Annotated in this window: 11 protein-coding genes; 6 read left to right on the top strand and 5 right to left on the bottom strand. The window is 62.9% G+C overall.

Annotation, left to right across the window (positions count from 1 at the left end; translation table 11 throughout):
• The 4 genes from OIL88_01235 to OIL88_01220 all read left to right on the top strand — a co-directional run bounded on the left by OIL88_01235 (position 1) and on the right by OIL88_01220 (position 4,740).
• Positions 1 to 2,028, top strand: a complete 2,028-nt coding sequence (locus OIL88_01235) for a KUP/HAK/KT family potassium transporter (protein ID HJI71010.1) — start codon at positions 1 to 3, stop codon at positions 2,026 to 2,028.
• A gap of 30 nt (positions 2,029 to 2,058) precedes the next feature.
• Complete coding sequence (locus tag OIL88_01230) at positions 2,059 to 2,283, top strand: hypothetical protein (GenBank protein ID HJI71009.1); 225 nt, start codon at positions 2,059 to 2,061, stop codon at positions 2,281 to 2,283.
• A 113-nt stretch (positions 2,284 to 2,396) separates the two neighbouring features.
• A complete protein-coding gene (locus OIL88_01225) occupies positions 2,397 to 4,022 on the top strand; it encodes an ATP-binding protein (GenBank protein ID HJI71008.1) in 1,626 nt (541 codons plus the stop codon).
• Between the two features lie 4 nt (positions 4,023 to 4,026).
• A complete protein-coding gene (locus tag OIL88_01220) occupies positions 4,027 to 4,740 on the top strand; it encodes a response regulator transcription factor (GenBank protein HJI71007.1) in 714 nt (237 codons plus the stop codon).
• 94 nt (positions 4,741 to 4,834) lie between these two features.
• Here OIL88_01220 and rlmKL read toward each other — a convergent pair whose 3' ends face one another.
• The gene (gene rlmKL, locus OIL88_01215) at positions 4,835 to 7,393 is read right to left on the bottom strand and encodes a bifunctional 23S rRNA (guanine(2069)-N(7))-methyltransferase RlmK/23S rRNA (guanine(2445)-N(2))-methyltransferase RlmL (GenBank protein ID HJI71006.1); all 2,559 of its coding nucleotides are present in this window, start codon (positions 7,391 to 7,393) and stop codon (positions 4,835 to 4,837) included.
• Positions 7,394 to 7,468: 75 nt separating this feature from the next.
• Here rlmKL and OIL88_01210 point away from each other — a divergent pair, with 75 nt between their 5' ends.
• On the top strand, positions 7,469 to 8,296 hold the full coding sequence (locus OIL88_01210; GenBank protein ID HJI71005.1) for an HAD-IIB family hydrolase: 828 nt from the start codon (positions 7,469 to 7,471) through the stop codon (positions 8,294 to 8,296).
• Between the two features lie 194 nt (positions 8,297 to 8,490).
• Positions 8,491 to 9,195 (top strand): transaldolase, encoded by a 705-nt coding sequence (locus OIL88_01205; protein HJI71004.1) that lies wholly within the window; start codon positions 8,491 to 8,493, stop codon positions 9,193 to 9,195.
• Positions 9,196 to 9,683: 488 nt separating this feature from the next.
• Here OIL88_01205 and OIL88_01200 read toward each other — a convergent pair whose 3' ends face one another.
• The 4 genes from OIL88_01200 to OIL88_01185 all read right to left on the bottom strand — a co-directional run bounded on the left by OIL88_01200 (position 9,684) and on the right by OIL88_01185 (position 15,783).
• Entirely contained in the window at positions 9,684 to 10,973 is a 1,290-nt protein-coding gene (locus OIL88_01200; protein ID HJI71003.1) for an ATP-binding protein, read from the bottom strand.
• Positions 10,974 to 11,093: 120 nt separating this feature from the next.
• On the bottom strand, positions 11,094 to 13,241 hold the full coding sequence (locus OIL88_01195) for an RNA-binding transcriptional accessory protein (GenBank protein HJI71002.1): 2,148 nt from the start codon (positions 13,239 to 13,241) through the stop codon (positions 11,094 to 11,096).
• A 177-nt stretch (positions 13,242 to 13,418) separates the two neighbouring features.
• Complete coding sequence (locus OIL88_01190) at positions 13,419 to 14,459, bottom strand: Gfo/Idh/MocA family oxidoreductase (GenBank protein ID HJI71001.1); 1,041 nt, start codon at positions 14,457 to 14,459, stop codon at positions 13,419 to 13,421.
• Between the two features lie 67 nt (positions 14,460 to 14,526).
• A complete protein-coding gene (locus tag OIL88_01185; protein ID HJI71000.1) occupies positions 14,527 to 15,783 on the bottom strand; it encodes an MFS transporter in 1,257 nt (418 codons plus the stop codon).
• Positions 15,784 to 15,863 lie beyond the last annotated feature (80 nt).

The following is a 15,863-nucleotide window of genomic DNA, read 5'->3' as shown; positions in this document are numbered from 1 at the left end:
ATGGAACAAAAGGCCAAGGAGGCAGCCTCGCACGCTGCGATTCCTGTGAGCATCTCGGCGATGCTCGTCACGCTGGGCGTGGTGTACGGCGATATCGGCACCAGCCCTATGTATGTAACTAAGGCGCTCGTTGCCGGCAACGGCGGCATCGGAAGCGTCACGGAGGAGTTCGTGCTTGGCGCGCTCTCCCTTGTCGTGTGGACGGTCACGCTGCTGACCACCATCAAGTATGTGCTCATCTCGCTGCGCGCCGATAACCATGGTGAGGGCGGCATCTTTGCCCTGTACAGCCTGGTCAAGCGCTGCGGCAAGTGGCTTATCATCCCCGCCATGCTGGGTGGTGCCGCGCTGCTCGCCGACGGCATCCTGACGCCGGCCGTTACCGTTACCACGGCCATTGAGGGCCTGCGCACCATCCCGGCGGTCCATGCCGTGCTGGGCGATGACCAGGGCCGCGTCGTCGCCATTACGCTCGCCATCATCATCGCGCTCTTCTTGGTACAGCGCATCGGTACGGCCAAGATCGGTCACGCCTTTGGCCCCATCATGACGCTGTGGTTTCTGTTCCTGGGCGGCACGGGTCTGTTCTTTGTCTTCCAGCACCCCGCCGTGCTGCTGTGCCTCAACCCGGTGCGCGGCATCGCCTTTTTGCTAAGCCCCAACAACCACGCGGGCATCATGATTCTGGGCAGCTGCTTCCTCGCCACCACCGGTGCCGAGGCGCTCTACTCCGACATGGGCCACGTCGGCCGCGGCAACATCTACGCCACCTGGCCGTTCGTTAAGTGCTGCCTGCTGCTTTCCTATATGGGCCAGGGTGCTTGGCTTATGAACAACGCTGCCAACCCCGAGCTCATGGGCATTGCCGACCTCAACCCGTTCTACCAGATGCTCGCCCCGGGCCTGCGCCCGTTTGCCGTCGGCCTTTCCACCATCGCGGCCATCATCGCCTCGCAGGCGCTCATCACCGGCGCATTCTCGCTGGTGTCCGAGGCCAGCCGCCTGGACCTTATGCCGCACATGCAGGTCTTCTACCCTGCCGAGACCAAGGGCCAGCTCTACATCCCCATGGTCAACAACGTCATGCTTGTCGGCTGCGTCATCGTGGTGCTGCTGTTCCAGAACTCGGCGCATATGGAAGCCGCCTACGGCCTTGCCATTACGCTGACTATGATGTGCACCACGCTGCTGCTCTTCTTCTACCTGCACGAGGAGCGCAAGCTCAAGGTTGCTCCGTGGATCTTCGCGGCCTTCTTCCTTTTGCTCGAAGGCTTCTTCTTCGTGAGCTCGCTCACCAAGTTCTTCCACGGCGGCTACTTCACCATCCTCATGGCTGCACTCATCATGGGCATTATGGTGTGCTGGTACAACGGCACGGCGGTCGAGCAGCGCCAGTTTACGCTGCTGCCGCTGCGCAGCTACCTGCCGCAGCTCAAGCGCCTGCGCGACGACGACCGTTACGAGCGCATGAGCGACAACGTCGTGTACCTGACCAAGGACACCCATACCGACTACATCGACCGCGATATTGTCTACTCGATCTTGGACAAGCATCCCAAGCGTGCCCACGCCTGGTGGTTTGTGAACGTCGAGACCATGGACGAACCGCATACCTTTGCCTATTCGGTCGAGACGTTCGGCACCGACTACGTGTTCCGCGTGCATCTGTACCTGGGCTACAAGATCAACCAGCGCGTCAATGCCTACCTGCGTCAGGTTGTTCAGGACCTGGCTGCCACCGGCGAGCTGCCGCCGCAGACGCATGACTACTCGGTCTACAAGGATCCGGGTAACATCGGCACGTTCAAGTTCGTCCTGATCCGTAAGCTTCTGGCGCCCGAAAGCGATGTAGAGCCCAGCGAGCGTACGGCCATCACGCTCAAGTACATCATCCGCCGCGCCGCCGGCACGCCCGCGCGTTGGTACGGCCTGGAGAACTCCAACGTGAGCTTTGAGTACGTGCCGCTGTTCACCAAGTTCAAGGCCGTGAATAAGATGCAGCGCCTGGCTCCCAACGAGCGGCCGTAGACGCCGGTGGCTACACGGAGTTAGTTTTTGATGGATAAGCATGAGGCCGGGGAGGCAAACATGGATGCAAAGGCGCTCGATGGCCGCGAGGCGGTGGTCGAAATGGTGCGTGAGGCGCGCGTCGATGCCGCCGAAGATCGGTTCTTTACGAATCGTGCCAACATGGACATGGCCGACCGCGTGATCTCGATCGTGGCACTGGTATTTGGAGCGGTGTGCGTGTGGGCACTGCTCGCGCACGTGCTGTTTGTCTAGCGACTGCCGGTCGTAGAAGGCTTTACACTTGGAACCACCACAAGGGAAACCACCACAAAGGTGCCTGTTCCCTTTGTGGTGGTTTTTGTTTTTGAGAGAGGGGCGGGGCGCTGATGGACGTCCGTACGGACGGCGATATTGCCGATAGCTTTTGGTGGCGGCGCACAACGCTGATGCGCCGCACTCCTCTGTATGACGCCTGCGTATCGGTGGGGCTGCTGGTCGCGGCGACGATTGTGGGCGCGCTGCTCGATCATCCGGGTCTCGCGCCGAGCATCATGATCGTCTATGTGTTCGCCGTTCAGTTGTGCGCATTCTTTACCTGGAGTCGCCTGTATTGCTTGCTGAGCTCGGCTGCCGCCGTGGCGCTCTACAACTTCTTGTTTGTCGACCCGCGCTACTCGCTGTCGCTTATCGACCGCGGCTATCCCGGCATGTTCTTCATCATGTTCGTGGTCTCGCTTGTGTCGAGCTCGATTGCGTTGGCCCTGCGCCGCGCCCTGGCACAGGCTGCCGCCAGCGACCGCCGCACGCATATGGTGCTCGAGACCAACCGCATGTTGCAGCGCTGCGCCGACGAACAGCAGATCGTCCACGCCATGGCCACGCAGCTGGCGCGTCTTTCGGGCCGTCCGGTCGTGTGGTACGGCGCCGACGCCGAGGGCGATGACCTGCTGCCGCGTGCGACATACACGGCCGTGGGCGATGCCGCGCCGGTGCACGAGCTGGCGCCGCAGATGCCGCCGCGACTCTCGGCGTCCGCCTATGTGGGTACGCCGCTCGATGCCACCTATGGCGGCTCGGCGTTTTATGGTATCTACCTGACGGTTCGCACAGGCGACGGCTTCGTGCGCTCGGGCGACCCCGCCTCGATGGTGGGCGTGCTGGCTATTGCTGCCGAGCCCGACGTGCTGACGCACGAGGAGCGGACACTTGCCGATGCCATCGTGAGCGAAGGCGAGCTGGCACTCGACCGCGCCCGTGCCATGGAGGCCCGCGAGGAGGCGGCGGTGCTCGCCAAAAACGAGCAGCTGCGCGCCAACCTGCTGCGTTCCATTTCGCACGACCTGCGCACGCCGCTCACCAGTATTTCGGGCAATGCCGATGTGCTGCTCGACCAGGGCTCGACCGGCACCGCCGTGCTCGACGCCCAGACGCGTCGCGGCCTGCTCCTGTCCATTCGCTCGGATGCGCAATGGCTCAACGCCACCGTCGAGAACCTGCTTGCCATCACCAAGCTCGAGGGCGGCGGTATGCGCCTGTCGACTACGCTCGAGCTCATGGACGATATCGTCGAGGAGGCGCTGCGCCACGTAAGTCCGGCCGTGCGCGAGCACGACCTTAAGGTGGTAGCGTGCGATGAACCGGCGCTCGTTAACGTCGACGCGCGTCTGATGGTACAGCTCGTGGTGAACCTGGTGAACAATGCCATCACCTATACGCCCACAGGCTCGCATATCGTGATTTCAATTGGTGTCGACGATGGGCACGTGGCGTGCTCGGTGGCCGATGATGGCCCGGGCATCGCGCCCGAGGATCGCGAGCGGATCTTTGAGTCGTTCTATACCGCCAACCATGGTCTGGCCGACAGCCACCGCAGCGTGGGCCTGGGTCTTTCGCTCTGCCGCTCCATTGCGTTGGCGCATGGCGGTAGCATAGAGGTTGCCGCGGCGGACCCGCACGGCTCGGTCTTTACGATTGAGCTTCCCGTCGCCGATGTTTCGTTTGATAAGGAGTAGCGCCGTGCCGAACTCTGCCGTAAAACCGCTTATCTTGGTTGTCGAGGACGATCCCGCCGTCCGCAACCTTATCGTTGCTGCGCTCGAGGCGCACGGCTTGCGTCATATGGCCGTGGAGACCGCCCATGCTGCCATCGCCGCCGCCTCATCGCAGGCGCCGAGCATTGTGCTGCTCGATCTGGGCCTACCCGATATGGATGGCGTCAAGGTGGTGGAGTCGGTGCGCACATGGTCGGGCATGCCGATTATTGTGGTCTCGGCGCGCAGCGAGGATGCGGACAAGATTCGCGCGCTCGATGCCGGCGCCGACGACTACCTGACCAAGCCGTTTTCGGTCGAGGAGTTGCTCGCGCGCATCCGCACGACGCTCAGGCGTCTTTCGTATGCACAGACGGGCGGCGTTGCCTCCGAGGGCTCGTTCGATACCGGCGAGCTGCATATCGATTTTGATGCCGGCATCGCCACGATGGATGGCGAGGAACTGCACCTGACGCCGATCGAGTACAAGCTCTTGTGCCTGCTGGCGCACAACGCCGACAAGGTGCTGACGCACCAGTTTATCCTGCACGAGATTTGGGGTACGGCAACTAAGAGCGACCTGGCGAGCCTGCGTGTCTTTATGGGCACGCTGCGCAAGAAGATCGAGTCCGACCCCGCGCACCCGCGCTATATCCAAACGCACGTGGGTATCGGCTATCGCCTGGTCACCCAAGGCTAGATCGCCAACCACCATCCCAATATGAGTTGCGGTGAAATAGTTCCTGTTTGGTCCTTTACCAGGCATTTTTAGGAACTATTCCACCGCAACTTTGTTATTTGCCCTTGGGCTTGCTGGCGTAGAACTTTTTCTTTTTGGGCTTGCCGGCGGGGGAGGGCTTGCCGTCGCCGCGTGGACCTCGGTCTCCTGCCTGCGCGTGCGCGGGCGCTGCCGCGCGAGGCTTGCGGGCCTCGGGGTTGCGCAGCTCCTCGGTTCGCTCGGCAATCTCCTCGGCGCTAAAGCCGACCTCGGCCATGGCATCTTCGATGGGCAGGCGGCGCACGATATAGCAGTGGTGCACCTTCTGGTTGCGCGCGAAATCCTCGGGGATGGTCTGTGCCGTAATGTCCTCCAGCACGACGCCCGCTCGTGCGAGCTTGCGCGTCTCGGGGCGGAAGCCGCGCAGGTTGCAGCTAAAGATGGCATGGCCGCCCTGTGCGAGCAGGCGCGACACGCCGGCCAAAAGCTCAACATGGTCGCGCTGGACATCCCAGGTGCGACGGCCCATCTTGGACGAGTTCGAGAACGTGGGCGGGTCGACAAAGATCAGGTCCCAGCGGTTGCGCGTCTGGCGCTGGTCACGAATCCAGGCGAGCACGTCATCGCGCACAAAATGATGCTGCGGCCCCACAAAGCCGTTCTGACGCATATTGCGCTCGGCCCAGTCCAGATAGGTGTTGGAGAGGTCGACCGTCACGGTCTCCTCGACGCCGCCGTCGGCTGCGTAGCAGGTGGCGGTGCCGGTGTAGGCAAATAGGTTGAGGAAGCGGCGCGCCTGCTTGGCGTGCTCGCGCACCAGGTTGCGGGTGACGCGGTGATCCAAGAAGATGCCCACATCCAGGTAGTCGTCAAAGTTGACGGCAAAGGTAAGGCCGCCCTCTTCGATGAGCGGCAGACGGCGGCGCGCGATGTTGGCGCGCTCGCCCGATGCGCCCTTGCCGGCGCCCTGCTTGCCGTACTGCGAGCCGCCGCGCGAGCGCATGCGGGCCTTGGCGTGCACGTGCTCGGCCGGGACGTCCAGGATACGCGGCGCGATGGCCAAGATGTCGAGCATGCGGGCCTGGGCCAGTGCGGGGTCGATGGTCTTGGGCGCGGCGTATTCGGCGATGACGAGCCAGCGGCCCGGCGTCTGCGGGCAGCCCTCGTACAGGTCGATGGCGGCGGAGTAATCGGGCAGGTCGGCATCGTAGACGCGGTAGCAGCTCACGCCCTCGCGCTTGGCCCACTTGCGGCGCAGACGGGCGTTCTTGCGCAGGCGGTTGGCGAACTGTTCGGACTCGGGGATGAGCACGGGCAGCGGCTTGCCGTCGCCCAGGTCGAGCGTGGCGGCAGGCTCGGGCATGGGGGTGCCGGCGGCTTCGTCTTGAGCGTCTGCGGTCTGCTCCTCGGCATCTGCGCTGGTCGAAGCCTCAAACGCTGCGGCGGCGTGGTCGAGCGAGGGCCAGACTTCGACGGTCGCCTCCTCGTTGTTGGGCATGACGGCAATCGAGCGCTCGGGCTCGGCGTGGAGCGCGCGGGCCAGCAATCCGTCGCGGGTGAGCGCGGCGACCGGCGCCGAAGTGAGCTCGGGCGCGCGGCGCAGCTCGCCGACCAGCGTCATGGCGTCGTGCATGAGCGAAAGCGGTGTCTCGGTCGTATCCGCGACTACGGCGGCGCCGGCGACAGTGCCTGCGTGGTCCAGTACGGTTGCGGACTTGGCGGCGCAAAAATCGACAAAGCGCTTGTAGCCGGCACACTTGACCATGCGCTCGGCGGTCTTGCGGGCGGCGGGGTCAATGTCCACGGCGACGATGCACGCCTGGCGCTCACGCGCCGCGGTCTCGCGCTCGCGTGCCTCGGCAAGCAAATGCTCCCACAGAGCGGCGTCGTGCAGCTGCCAGCCCTCAAAGCCCCAGCGCTCGCGTGCGGCGCCCGGGGCGCGGTCGGTCAGAATGTTCACGGCCTCCAACAGCAGGCCGCCGCCGGCGCACGAGGCGTCGACCAGCGTGGGCAGGGCTTCGTTCTCGTAATCGTCGGCCGTCAGCTCGCGCTCGCACAGTGCGGTCCAGCCGACCTGCGCCAGCACCAGGGCGGCGTAGTCGGGGCGCAGCACGTGCGCGCCCTCGCCGGCGCGGGTCGCGGCGGGTGGCAGGCGCTTGAATAACGGGTCGCCCGAAAGGTCCAGGCTGATGCTCGCGCGACGCTGGCGCAGCGAAAGCAGCAGGTGAACGTCGGGGTCGGCGGCATCGACATCGGCGCGACGGCCCGTGGTCTCGGCCAGGCGGTCGCACAATGCGTCCTTGGCGCGCAGGGCCGAGAAGCGCGTGTTGCGCAGCTGCTCGGTCACGCCGCGGGCGGTGATGGCGATGGTGGCGCCGGGGCGAACAATGCCCTCCCAGGCGATGTCGTAAACGCTATCGTACAGTTCGTCGGCATCCTGTGCCTCAAAGCGTCCGAGTACCACGAACACGCGGCTCGCCAGGCGCGACCATAGACAGGCGCGGTAGCCTTCTTCGAGCTCGCCCTCAAACGTGGCGCGGCCCTTCAGGCGGCGGACATGCGAAAGCCCGAGGCGTTTAAGCTCATCGGCGAGTGCGGACTCAAAGCCCTCGGGGCAGCTTGCGTAAAATTCCATGGGTGACCTCTCTGGTTGCGTCGCTCCATTATATGATGGATGCTTCGTTTGCCCTTATCCTCGAAAGGAACCCATATGATTGATGCGTGCCCCGATTCCGCCGTGCTCTTTTTTGACGTGGACGGCACGCTGACGTCGTTCGATCCCGACGATATGACCGATAAGGACTTTTCGGCGGTTCGTCCCTCGCAGACGGTGGTTGAGGCGTTCCGTGCACTGCGCGATGCAGGGCACAAGGCATTTATCTGCACGGGCCGCCCCCTGTGGCTTATCGCCGATAGCCTGCGTGCGCTCGACCCCGCGGGCATCGTTGCCATGGCGGGAGCCACGCTCGAGGTCGAGGGACGCGTGGTACACGAGGACTGCTTTGGCGAGGACGTTATCGAGGAGCTTGCACGCCGTATGGCCGCGGCAGGGATTGAGGCCTTTTTCGAGACCAACGTGGCTACTTTTGCCCTGGAACCCGCGGGTGTTGAGCAGTCGTCTCTGATTGGCACTTCTGTGGCGCACAGCACCGAGGAGATGCGCGTCGACGGCCGTCTGCGCGTGGGCAAGGTAGGCCTCACTGCGCCCAGTTTGGCTCGCGTAGCCAACGATGACGGCTTTATCGATTGCGAGTTTGAGCTGTGCAATACCGGTGGTCAGAATCGCGAGCTGAGCCCCAAGGGCATTGACAAGGGCGTGGGCGTGGCGCGAGCGCTGGCGTACCTGGGCCGCGAGGGAAATGCGCGCACCTTTGGCTTTGGCGATTCGGGCAACGACCTGGGCATGCTCGCTGCGGTCGAGACGGCTGTCGCCATGGGCAACGCCATGCCCGAGGTCAAGGCGGTCGCCGACTACGTGACCGACGATGTCGCACACGACGGCACCGTCACGGCGATGCGGCATTTCGGCCTCATCTAATGAATCCCGCGTTCTGACGTTTGCTCAAACTGCGACTCTTTTGCTTTTGCATGCTCAATCGATTTATCAATCCAAACACTGAGGTGTTTATACCGTTCGCCGAGAAGATAAAAACCCGCAGTTCACGCCTTGATAAACATAGGTAAAGTGTTTAGCAGTTTATCGGCCGTATGCAAACGGAAGGAATCAGGCAGATGGCAATCAAGGTGTTCGCTGACGGTGCAAACCTCGAGGGCATGCTCGACATGTACGAGAACGGCAACGTTCAGGGTTTCACGACCAACCCGTCCCTTATGAAGAAGGGCGGCGTGACGGACTACCGCGCGTTTGCCAAGGAGGTCCTGGCCCACATCACCGATGTGTCCGTCTCGTTTGAGGTCTTTGCCGACGACGTCGAGACCATGGAGGTCGAGGCTCGCGAGATCGCCACCTGGGCCGAGAACGTCTACGTCAAGATTCCGTGCGTGACCACCAAGGGCGAGTCCACCGCCGAGCTGGTCCGCAAGCTTTCGGCCGATGGCATCAAGGTCAACGTCACCACCATCTTTACGCCCGAGCAGGTCGACGAGATGGTCGAGGCCGTTGACGCCGAGACACCGTCTATCATTTCACTCTTTGCCGGCCGCATCGCCGATACCGGCGTCGATCCCATTCCGTTTATGACGGAGTCGGTCAAGAAGGCCGCCGTCAAGCCCAACTGCGAGGTCCTGTGGGCGTCCACGCGCGAGCTCATCAACATTTACCAGGCCGAAGCCTGCGGTTGCCAAATCATCACGGTGCCCAACAGCATCCTGGCCAAGCGCAAGAACATCGGCCGTGATCCGTACGAGGTCTCGCTCGACACCGTGCGCGGCTTTGCCAAGGATATCGCCTCGCTCGGCTTCCATATCCTGCCGTAACGCGAACACTGGCTGCGCCGAGGGTTGTTCGCCCCGGCCTTTCCTTTCCCTATCGCTCACGCGCTTCGCGAGGGTCGCGCTAGGCAAAGGAAAGGCCGGGGCTGCCGACGCGAACCCGTCGGTAGGTTGGCGATTGGCTTCCATATCCTGCCGTAGGCAAAGGTACCCCCGCCTGCGACGTGCAAAATCGCGAGTATTCAGCAAGGTAAAGGCTTTTACCAGTTAACCGAAGCACGGAACAGCCCCCGTTTTGGCTCTGATGATGCTAAAACGGGGGCTGTTTTTGACTTTATTACCTCTGAGGGGCGTTCGGGGCGGCGGAAATCGCAGAATACTCGCGATTTTGCACGTCGCGAGAGGGGGGACCCTTGCTTTGGCGGTTTACTTCCCCTGCACCATGGGGGCGACGGTCGTATGGGACGGGTTTAAATAATCGATCAACCTGCCCGTCTTCGATGAACGAATCGTCGCGATGGGTGACATCGATACTAGAAGCGCCCAAGCAGAAAATCAACGGCCGAAATGATCCTGATGCCGTCTATGTCCGTAGGGTGATCGCCATGACGGACGACGAGGATCTTCTCGTAACCGGCGGCAACCTTCTCGAGCGATTTCAGCTCGAAGGGGCGCAGCTCTCGATTGCGCGTGACTTCCTCATCAATGGCGTCCGTGACCTGGATAAACTTGCGGTCCGCTCCGTCACCGATAGCGACGAAATCAATCTCGGCATTCCGCATGTGCCCCGTGAAAACCCGATACCCATCGATGACGAGGCGGTTATATACGGCGTTTTCGAGGGCGCGTCCGCTATCGCTACCTCGATAACCGTCGAGGTAGGCACGGAGTCCAAGGTCCTCGATATAGTATTTTCCTCCGGTTTTGAGCACCTCGCGCCCTTTGATGTCAAATCGGCGGGCATGGGAGAAGATATAGGTTTCCTCGAGTGCCGACACGCAGGTGTCGATGACGCCGTGTGAAGTTTTGGTTCCGCTTTCATTCAAAGAGCCGATGATCTTGTTGATCGATGTTGGGTTTGAGATGTTGTCGGCCAGGTAGGCGCAAACTCTGTCGAGTAGGTCTCTGCTCGTTACGGCCCTCCGTCCTCGGCGGGCCTCCCGGGCCAAGATGTCGCGACCGACAATGGTCTGGTAGGTGCTCCAAATATAGTCTTTCATCTCTCGTTCGGGCAGACCGGAAATGGCGAGATAGGGGAGGCCTCCAAATTTCAGGTATCGGTCGAGCAGCTCGTCGATCGGGGTAATTTCTTCCTTCCCAAAGACGGCATATCTGCTCGTGATTTCGGTTGGGCCAAGGAAGTCGAGGTATTCGGAGAAAGACAACGGGTGCATTCTGATCTCGACGTATCTTCCCGAGATCAGGGTTGCTATCTCGCTGGAGAGCAAAAATGCATTCGAACCCGTAATGTAAATGTCGCAGTCTTTGTCGACGCGAAGTGCGTTGATGGCTTTCTCCCAGCTGGCAACTTCTTGCAGCTCGTCGAAGAAGAGGTAGCATTTCCCGCTCGACGGCATCCGCTCGACGACATAGCGGTAAAGCTCGCGCCAATCGCGAATTCCTTCGAGGTCGAATGATTCCATTCGAAAAGAGAGGAGGCATTCGGTTGGTACGCCGTCTTTGGCAAGATAGGAGCGCATCATGTCGAGCAGCGTTGATTTGCCGCATCGCCGCATGCCAGTGACGACCTTGATGACATCTGAATCGCGAAAGGCGATCAGCTTCTTGAGGTAGTTGTCCCTTGCTACGGGCTGCCCGTTCATCGTTCGTCCAATCTGCAAGTTTTTCTCAGAGCGTAACAAAAACTTGCAAAGTTTGCAAGTTTTTCCCATCAGGTGAGAAAAACTTGCAAGTTCAACGATGGGCAGCGGATTGCCCTTCTGCTATTTGCCCTGCACCATGGTGAGGGAGATCTTTTTGCGGTCGCGATCGACCTTTTCCACCCACACCTTCACCGTGTCACCGACGCGCACGACGTCGCTGGGGTGCTTGACAAAGCGGTTGGCGAGCTTGGAGATGTGCACGAGGCCGTCCTGGTGCACGCCCACGTCGACGAAGGCGCCAAAGTCGACGACGTTGCGCACCGTGCCCTTGAGCTCCATGCCGGGCTCCAGGTCGTCGATGGAAAGAGCCGAGCGGCTAAAGACCACCTCGGGCGCATCGTCGCGCGGGTCGCGGCCGGGCTTCTTGAGCTCGTTGACGATGTCGATGAGCGTCAGGGTGCCACAGTCCAGGTCGCTTGCCAGCGCCGAGATGCTGCCCAGGCGGCGCTCGATGTCGGGCACGCCGCCGCGGCTGAGCTCACTGGCCGCCACACCGGCGCGCTCTAGGACGGACGTTGCCACCTCGTAGCTTTCGGGGTGGACGCTCGTCGCGTCGAGCGGGTTCTTGCCGCCGCTGATGCGCAGGAAGCCCGCGGCGTTGAGGTATGCCTTGGGTCCCAGCTTGGGGACCTTCTTGAGCTGGCGGCGATCGGTAAAGGCGCCGTTTTCCTCGCGGTAGGCCACGATGTTCTTGGCCACGCTCGGCGTAATGCCCGATACGTATCCCAGCAGGCTTGCGCTCGCGGTGTTCACGTCGACGCCCACACGGTTGACGACGTCCTCCACCACGTGGCCCAGGGTGCGCGAGAGCTCGGCCTGGTCAAGGTCGTGCTGGTATTGGCCCACGCCGATGGACTGAGGCGGAATCTTGACGAGCTCTGCCAGTGGGTCCTGCAGGCGGCGACCCAGGCTCATGGCACCGCGCACGGTGACGTCCAGGTCGGGATACTCCTGGCTGGCGAGCTCGGAGGCGGAGTACACCGACGCGCCGGCCTCGTTGACGATGGTGTATCGCAGCCCGGGCGCCTGCTCGGCAATGAACTCCGAGACGACTTCTTCGGTCTCGCGGCTGGCGGTGCCGTTGCCGATGACGATGGTGTTGACGCTGTCCTTCTTGACGAGGCGGGCGAGCTCGCGCTTGGTGCCGGCGACGTCGTGGCGCGGCTTGGTGGGGTAGACCACGCCGTGGTCGAGCAGCTTGCCGGTCTCGTCCATGACGGCGACCTTGCAGCCGGTGCGGTAGCCCGGGTCGAGCGCGAGCACGCGGGCGCCGCGCACGGGGCGTGCCGAGAGCAGGCCCTCGAGATTCTTGGCAAAGACGTTGATGGCCTCGGTCTGGGCGCGAACGGTGAGTTTGGCGCGGGCCTCGCGCTCCAGCGAGGGGGCCATGAGGCGCTTGTAACCGTCAGCGATAGCGGCGTCGAATATGGGAGCAAACACGCCCTGGCGGCGGGGCCAACGGCTGCCGAGGCGTGCCGTGGCGGCAGCACCGTCGACATTCACGCGCACGCGGAGCTTTCCCTCGCGCTCACCGCGATCGATAGCCAGCACGCGGTGGTTGGGAATACGGCGCAGCGGCTCGTCATAGCTGTAGTACGGATCGTAGGGGGTCTTCTCGGCGGGGTCGGTCGCCTCGACGACGATGTCGGCGGTGTTTTGCGTAAAGGCACGCAGGTCGGCGACGTTCTCGGGATCCTCGGCCACCGTCTCGGCCACGATGTCGGCGGCGCCGGCGAGCGCCTTTTCAGGCGTGTCGAAGCCGGCCTCCTCGTTGACGTATGCCGCGGCGGCGTCGAGCGCGCTGCCCTTGGCCGAGGCTTGCATAATGATCATGTTGGCGAGGGGCTCCAGCCCTGCCTCGCGGGCCTTCTGCGCGCGGGTCATGCGCTTTTTGCGGTAGGGCTTGTAGAGGTCCTCGACACGCTGGAGCTGCGTGGCCTCGCGGATCAGCTGCTCGAGCTCGGGCGTGAGTTTGCCCTGGGCGTCGATGAGCAGGATGACATCCTCCTTGCGCTGCTCAAGATTGCGCAGGTAGGACAGGCGCTCGTCGAGCGCACGCAGGGCAACGTCGTCCATGCCGCCGGTGGCTTCCTTGCGGTAGCGCGAAATAAAGGGGATGGTGTTGCCCTCGTCGATGAGCTTGACGGCCGCCTCGACATTGGCTGCCTTAAGGTTGAGCTCGCGAGCGAGCTGGGCGATAAGATCCATGGGACTCCTTGCGTTTAAGGTGCGTTTGCAGCACAGGGCTACCAAGGATACCATCCGCGACTACCCTGCAGCAAAAAGCCCCGCGGGCAGGAGGCTGCTCGCGGGGCGAAGAAGAGGGGCTTATTTGTGACGGGCCAAGGGGTTCGGCATAGGGGTTTGCCGCAGCCCGCTCGGGCTTTACAGCTCGACGAGCTGGCCGGTCTCGGCGGCCTCCTTGATGGCGTTGAGAAGCGTGAGCGTCTTAACGTTGTCGGCGGGGGTCACGACGGGCTCGACCTCGCGGCGGACGACCTTCACAAAGTGCTTGAGCTGCATCTTGTGCGGCAGCGCCGGGTCCACGGCCGGGATCTCCATCTGCAGCGGCTTGTGCCAGTTAGAGGCGCCGTCGTAGGAGAACTGGTGCAGGCGGGGCAGCGACAGGGCGCCCAAGGTTCCGCCGATAAAGTAGGCGTCGGCGTCGAAGGGGCGGTACTGCGGGTCCTCGCGGGCGGTTGCCTCCCAGTTCCAGGGGCTGGCGGTGGCGTCGGAGATGGTCATGCTTGCGAGCGCTCCATCGGCAAAACGCACGTTGACCACGGCGGAGTCCTCGGTCTCAAAACCGCGGGCGGCGCTGGACTGCATGCCCTGGACGGCAACGGGCTCGCCCAGCAGGTAGCGGAGCAGGTCGACGTCGTGCACTAGGTTGACCAGGATCGGGCCGGCACCCTTCTTGCGGCGCCACTCGACGTCGAAGTACTCGTCATTCTTATAGATCATGTAGTGGAAGCTCGACACGGTGAGCTTGCCCAGTTCGCCGGACTCGATGATCTCCTTGGCCTTGTTGACGAAGGGGTTGTGGCGACGGTGCTGACCCACGAGCACGGGCACGCCGGCGGTCTCGGCCTCGGCGGCGAAGGCCTGAGCATCCTCGAGGTCGTTGGAGATCGGCTTTTCGACCAGCGGCACGATGTTGCGCTTGATGGCCTCGCGGGCAACGCCCAGATGCAGGTCGTTGGGGGTGGCGATAATGACGGCCTCGGGCTTGACCTCGTCCATCATCTGGGCGGGATCGGTATAAAACGGCACGCCGGCGGCCTCGGCCGTGGCGCGGGCGCCCTCAAAGGCGTCAGCGATGGCGACGAGCTCGGCCTCGGGCTCCTCGGTGACAAAGCGGATGTGGTTGCGGCCCATGGCGCCGGCGCCGATAACGGCAATGCGGACGGGGTTGAGCTCAGACATTTCGACTCCTTAATTAATGGCGGCGGAATGTGACAAAGGGACAGTCCCTTTGTCACATCGGCAATTACTAAGCGGATTTCTTCTTGCTGTCGGAGACCATCATGTAGACGGTGAGCACGACGGCGATGGCGGCGATTACGATGGCGCCGTAGAAGGACTGCTGGTAGGCGGCGCTGCCGGCCTCGGCGTGATACAGCACGGCGGTGATGGGCTGGCTGATCCAGGTGGAAGCGGCGTAGCCCAGGAACATGATGCCGTAGTTGACGCCGATGTTGCTGGTACCGAAGGCACCACCGGTGAGCGGCGGGTAGATGACGAGCAGGGCGCCAAAGCTAAAGCCGAGCAGGGCGAGCGCCACGAAGAACATGCTCTGCGTAAAGCTCATCGACATGATGACGAGCGCGACGATGGTGACGACAAGGCTGATGAGCAGCGACTTGTAGGCACCGAGCTTGTCGATGATCTGACCAAAGGACAGACGGCCGACCAGGTTGGCGCAGGTGTTGACGGAGACGACCACACCGCCGAGAGCGACGGCAGCGGCGCTCGTGGGGTCGGCGAAGAGCTGGACGGCGGCGATGGAGGCAACCTTGCCCACGAGCAGGGTGCCGGCGGTGGCGGCAAAGGCGAAGGTGATGATGAGGACCCAGAAGCGCGGGGTCTTGACCATCTCGCCCGGGGTGAGGTCGCCGAAGGTGCCGGCGTGGGCGCCGCCCTTGGGGGCCTCGAAGCCCTCGGGCAGCCAACCGGCCTCGGGGGCCTTCAGGAACAGGGCGGAGGCGGCGATCATCACAAAGAAGATGATGCCGAGCGCCTTAAGGGCGCCGAAGATGCCAAGGCTCGGGATGAGCAGCGAGGCGAGCACCGGGGACAGCACGGCGGGGCCGGCGGTCGAAGCAGCCAGGGTGATGCCGGAGGCGAGGCCCTTCTTGTCGATGAACCACTTCTGACCCGTGGTGAGTGCCGGGTTGTAGCCCAGACCGTTGCCGACGGCGGCGACGAGCGAGAACCACAGGTAGAACTGCCACGGCTCGGTGACGGTGCCGGACATGAACCAGCCCACGCCGTAGCACACGGCAGCGGCGATCACGACGTTGCGGGGGCCGATCTTATCGGAGATGCGGCCGGCGAAGATGCCCGTCACGGCCATGATGGTCTGAAAGACCGGGAAGGCCCAGGTAAGGGCGCTGGACCACTCGGGGTAAACGGCGAGCAGGTTTTTGCTCACGACGGAATACAGCGCGATGGAGCTGATGAAGAACATGGTGACGCACGCGGCGGAAAGCACGACGGCGCGACCCTTGTTGGAGTTGGTGGAAGCCATTGGACTCTTTCTAATCGATGCGGGGGAGGGGAGGGGCAAACGCCGCTGAGGTGCTTGCCCCGCGCCCCTTTCTACCGGGC

The organism is Coriobacteriaceae bacterium (assembly GCA_025992855.1).
Lineage (GTDB): Bacteria > Actinomycetota > Coriobacteriia > Coriobacteriales > Coriobacteriaceae > Collinsella.
The sequence above is the reverse complement of the archived record's forward strand: the minus strand, read 5'-3'. Positions and strand labels throughout refer to the sequence as shown.

Bases quoted from the DNA above. Each gene is read 5' to 3' on its own strand.
- OIL88_01210 (HJI71005.1), top strand. From the start codon at position 7,469: ATGATTGATGCGTGCCCCGATTCCGCCGTGCTCTTTTTTGACGTGGAC.
- OIL88_01190 (HJI71001.1), bottom strand. From the start codon at position 14,459: ATGTCTGAGCTCAACCCCGTCCGCATTGCCGTTATCGGCGCCGGCGCC.
- rlmKL (HJI71006.1), bottom strand. From the start codon at position 7,393: ATGGAATTTTACGCAAGCTGCCCCGAGGGCTTTGAGTCCGCACTCGCC.
- OIL88_01225 (HJI71008.1), top strand. From the start codon at position 2,397: ATGGACGTCCGTACGGACGGCGATATTGCCGATAGCTTTTGGTGGCGG.
- OIL88_01235 (HJI71010.1), top strand. From the start codon at position 1: ATGGAACAAAAGGCCAAGGAGGCAGCCTCGCACGCTGCGATTCCTGTG.
- OIL88_01185 (HJI71000.1), bottom strand. From the start codon at position 15,783: ATGGCTTCCACCAACTCCAACAAGGGTCGCGCCGTCGTGCTTTCCGCC.
- OIL88_01205 (HJI71004.1), top strand. From the start codon at position 8,491: ATGGCAATCAAGGTGTTCGCTGACGGTGCAAACCTCGAGGGCATGCTC.
- OIL88_01195 (HJI71002.1), bottom strand. From the start codon at position 13,241: ATGGATCTTATCGCCCAGCTCGCTCGCGAGCTCAACCTTAAGGCAGCC.
- OIL88_01200 (HJI71003.1), bottom strand. From the start codon at position 10,973: ATGAACGGGCAGCCCGTAGCAAGGGACAACTACCTCAAGAAGCTGATC.
- OIL88_01230 (HJI71009.1), top strand. From the start codon at position 2,059: ATGGATAAGCATGAGGCCGGGGAGGCAAACATGGATGCAAAGGCGCTC.